A 3,399-nucleotide genomic window follows, 5' to 3' on the forward strand; every position below is an offset into this window, starting at 1 on the left:
CGCTGGTTGAGCTTGTCGAAACCCCTTCTCAATGCCCGGGAATCCAGGGTCTCGACAAGCCTCGACCGACGGCAAGCGGCGCGAGCAAGCTCACCGCGAGGCTGGCTCGAACCGTTCCCAGACCCGATGCCGGGCGAGCAGCTCCGACAGTCCGGACGCCGCCGTCGTCGAGTCGCCGACGAGCACACCCACACCGGCCGGGTCGATCCCGACGTCGTCCAGCACCGTGCTGGCCTCGGGGAGCGCGGCGATCGGCTTGGCATGCCGCCAGGCCTGTTCGAGCAGGGTCCGCACCCGGGGATCGGTCGAGCCGGCTGAGCCGTCGGCCTTGGCGTCCAGGCTGGGCCGGGCATCGGGCGCCGGCGGGGCGGGCCAGCAGATCAGGACGGCGTCCAGTTCGGCACTCACCGCGGCGGCGTAGCTGCGGTCCACCTGCTCGCCGGCGAGCGTGCCCGCGATGGGGGCGATCAGCAGCGGCCGTAGCCCAGCCGTGTGCAACGCGGCCAGGGCGTCCCGCAGACCGGCGCCGTCGTCGCCGGCCAGCACGCCCACCGTCCGGCCGGTCGTCGGCCATTCGCCGGCGATCATGGACAGCGCGGGGGAGACCGCGTCGGAGTCGAGCGAATCGGGAGCGTCCTCAGGCATGGACAGGCCGAGCCCGGCGGCCACCGCGGCGGCCAACTGGGTGTCGATCAATGCCAGTTGCTCCACCTGACGGCGACGCACCTCGACATCGTGGCAGTGGCCCAACTCGAAGGTGTAGGCGGCGATCACATGGTCGCGTTCGACCGGTGTCAGTGATCGGAAGAACAGTCCGGCCTGGCTGTGATGATCGGCGAACGAGACCGGATTCGCCCGTACCCGCCGACTGGCCGGCAGTTGTTGCGGCACGTCGATGACGGCATCCTCGGCGACGCGGAACGGGCAGCCGCCGTCCAAGGAATTGGGCAGGTAGGGAGCAAGGCCGGTGTGCACATTCTGTTGATGCATGCCGTCGCGCAGCAGATCATCGACCGGTGCATTCGGGCGGTTGATCGGCAACTGGTTGTAATTCGGTCCACCCAGCCGGGTCAGCTGGGTGTCGACGTAGCTGAACAGCCGGACCTGCAGCAACGGGTCGTTGGTGACGTCGATGCCGGGCACCAATTGGCCGACATGGAACGCCACCTGTTCGGTTTCGGCGAAATAGTTCGTGGGATTCGCGGTCAGCGTCAACGTGCCGATCACCTTCACCGGGCACAGTTCTTCGGGCACCAATTTGGTCGGGTCGAGCAGATCGATGCCCTCGAACATCTCGTCCTCGCTGTCCGGCATCACCTGGACGCCCAGATCCCACGCCGGGAAGTTGCCGGCATCGATCGCGTCGGCCAGGTCGCGGCGATGGAAGTCGGGATCGGCGCCGGCCAGCAACTGCGCCTCCTCCCACGTCATGCCGTGGACGCCGAGCAGCGGCTTCCAGTGGAACTTCACCAGGCTGGTGTTGCCGGAGTCGTCGACCATCCGGAAGGTGTGGACGCCGAAACCCTCCATCATTCGGTACGAACGCGGGAGGCCCCGATCGGACATGTTCCAGATCGTGTGATGCTGCGCCTCGGTGTGCAGCGAGACGAAATCCCAGAACGTGTCGTGGGCCGACTGGGCCTGCGGGATCTCCCGATCCGGGTGCGGCTTCCCGGCGTGGATCACATCGGGGAACTTGATCCCGTCCTGAATGAAGAAGACCGGAATGTTGTTGCCGACCAGATCGTAATTCCCCTGCCGGGTGTAGAACTTCACCGCGAATCCGCGGGTGTCACGAGCGGTGTCGGCCGAGCCGCGGGAACCGAGCACGGTGGAGAACCGGACGAAGACCGGCGTCTGCACATGACGGCGGAGGAAATCGGCCCGACAGAGGCGCTCCGCCGCGCCATTGGCGATGAACACGCCGTGCGCGGCCGCACCGCGGGCATGCACCACGCGTTCGGGGATCCGCTCATGGTCGAAATGGGTGATCTTCTCGCGCAGATGATGATCGGCGAGCAGGATCGGGCCGCGCGGACCGGCCTTCAGCGAATGGTCGGTGTCGGCCAGGCGGGCGCCGGTCGAAGTGGTCAGCCGGCCGCCGTGCTGCCGCGGTGCGTTCCGGACGCCGTTCGCGGCGGCGTCCAGGGGGCTCGGGGCGCTGTTGGCGCGGTCACCGCCGTTGGCACGGCCGCCACCGTTGGCTCGCTCACCGGACATGGTGGTGCCCGCTCGGTGAGCGATCGAGCAGTTGCTGACGCGGCGGAACACCGCGGTGCTGGTCGTTGAATATCGTCATGCCGGAGGCGTACCCCGGCGGCGCGAGGCTGAACCGACCCGGCCGGGCGAATCTGCGCCAAGGGGCCGGCAGCGGTCGGTGCCCACGCTCACGCAGCAACTGCCGCAGCGTGCGCGCGTTGTGGAAGGCGTCGCCGTCCGCGTCGTTGTCGAAGTGCTCGGCGTAGAACGCCAGCCGGCGTCCGGCCGCCAGCCCGTCCGGGTAGACCGGCCCCTGCCGGCTGTCGCCCGTCACCGTCATCCCGGCGCAACCGTCATCCCGGCGTAACCGTCATCCCGGGCTTGACCCGGGATCTCACCAGCACACCCAACCGGAACAGAGATCCCAGCACGGAGATCCCGGCGTTCGCCGGGATGACAGCGGCCGCTGAACCCACGGACCAGGGGTCTCGGCAAGCTCGACCAACGGTGGCTAAGCCCCGTAAAACCCCTAGCGGTAGCGGGGAAGCGGACCGTAGAACACCTGATCGATGGGCTCGGAGTAACTGATCTGGGGGTGCCGGACCAACTGCCAACGGGCGAAGAAGCGGCTAGTGGCCGGCAACCACAGCGGTGCCGCGCCCAGGGCCACGAAACCGATCGAGATCGCCGCGATCGGGGTGAGCAGCAACGACAGCAACGAGACACCGAGGGCTACCAGTGCACCGATCCGGGTCCACCGGTAGCCGGCGAACGCGTAGTAGCCGATCACCGATGCGAAACCGGCGACCAGCACGGCCAGCAAGCAACACACGATGGCGAACAGCACCCGCATGCCACTGGACGGCTCGGACGGGAACTGCGCGGTGAGCCAGGTGGCCTCGTTGAACTTGTCGACCTTGTTCCACTCGTTCTCACCCACCTGCTGCCACGGGGACGCCATCTCCCACATCGCCAGCAGCAGGCCGACGATGACGACGATCGCCCCGCCGAACAGCAGAGCTGCCGACGCCCACACCGTCCAGGGACGCACGGGTTGCCCGGTCCGGGGACTGAGCGGCGCCAGCCCGCTGGCTTGCGGTGGAAGAGGCGCGAGGGTGTCGATGTGCCCTGGCTGGCTCGGGACCAGCTGCCCACCCGCGACCGGCCCGGACGTGACATCGGGCGACGCGCCACCGGACG

At 68.3% G+C, this 3,399-nt stretch carries 3 protein-coding genes; all 3 read right to left on the reverse strand.

From position 1 onward, the window contains the following. Nucleotides 1-90: 90 nt before the first annotated feature. Nucleotides 91-2,220 carry a catalase gene (locus Q0066_RS11305; RefSeq protein ID WP_298132956.1) on the reverse strand — a complete coding sequence of 710 codons (2,130 nt, stop codon included), beginning with the start codon at nucleotides 2,218-2,220 and terminating at the stop codon, nucleotides 91-93. Further along, nucleotides 2,210-2,539, reverse strand: coding sequence for a hypothetical protein (locus Q0066_RS11310; RefSeq protein ID WP_298132957.1), 330 nt, complete (start codon nucleotides 2,537-2,539; stop codon nucleotides 2,210-2,212). The genes Q0066_RS11305 and Q0066_RS11310 overlap by 11 nt, the downstream gene beginning before the upstream one ends. Nucleotides 2,540-2,728: 189 nt before the next feature. Beyond that, nucleotides 2,729-3,399: hypothetical protein (locus tag Q0066_RS11315; protein WP_298132959.1), on the reverse strand; the 671-nt coding region annotated here is incomplete at its 5' end.

The sequence above is a fragment of the Micropruina sp. genome, assembly GCF_027492755.1.
Classification (GTDB): Bacteria; Actinomycetota; Actinomycetes; order Propionibacteriales; family Propionibacteriaceae; genus Micropruina.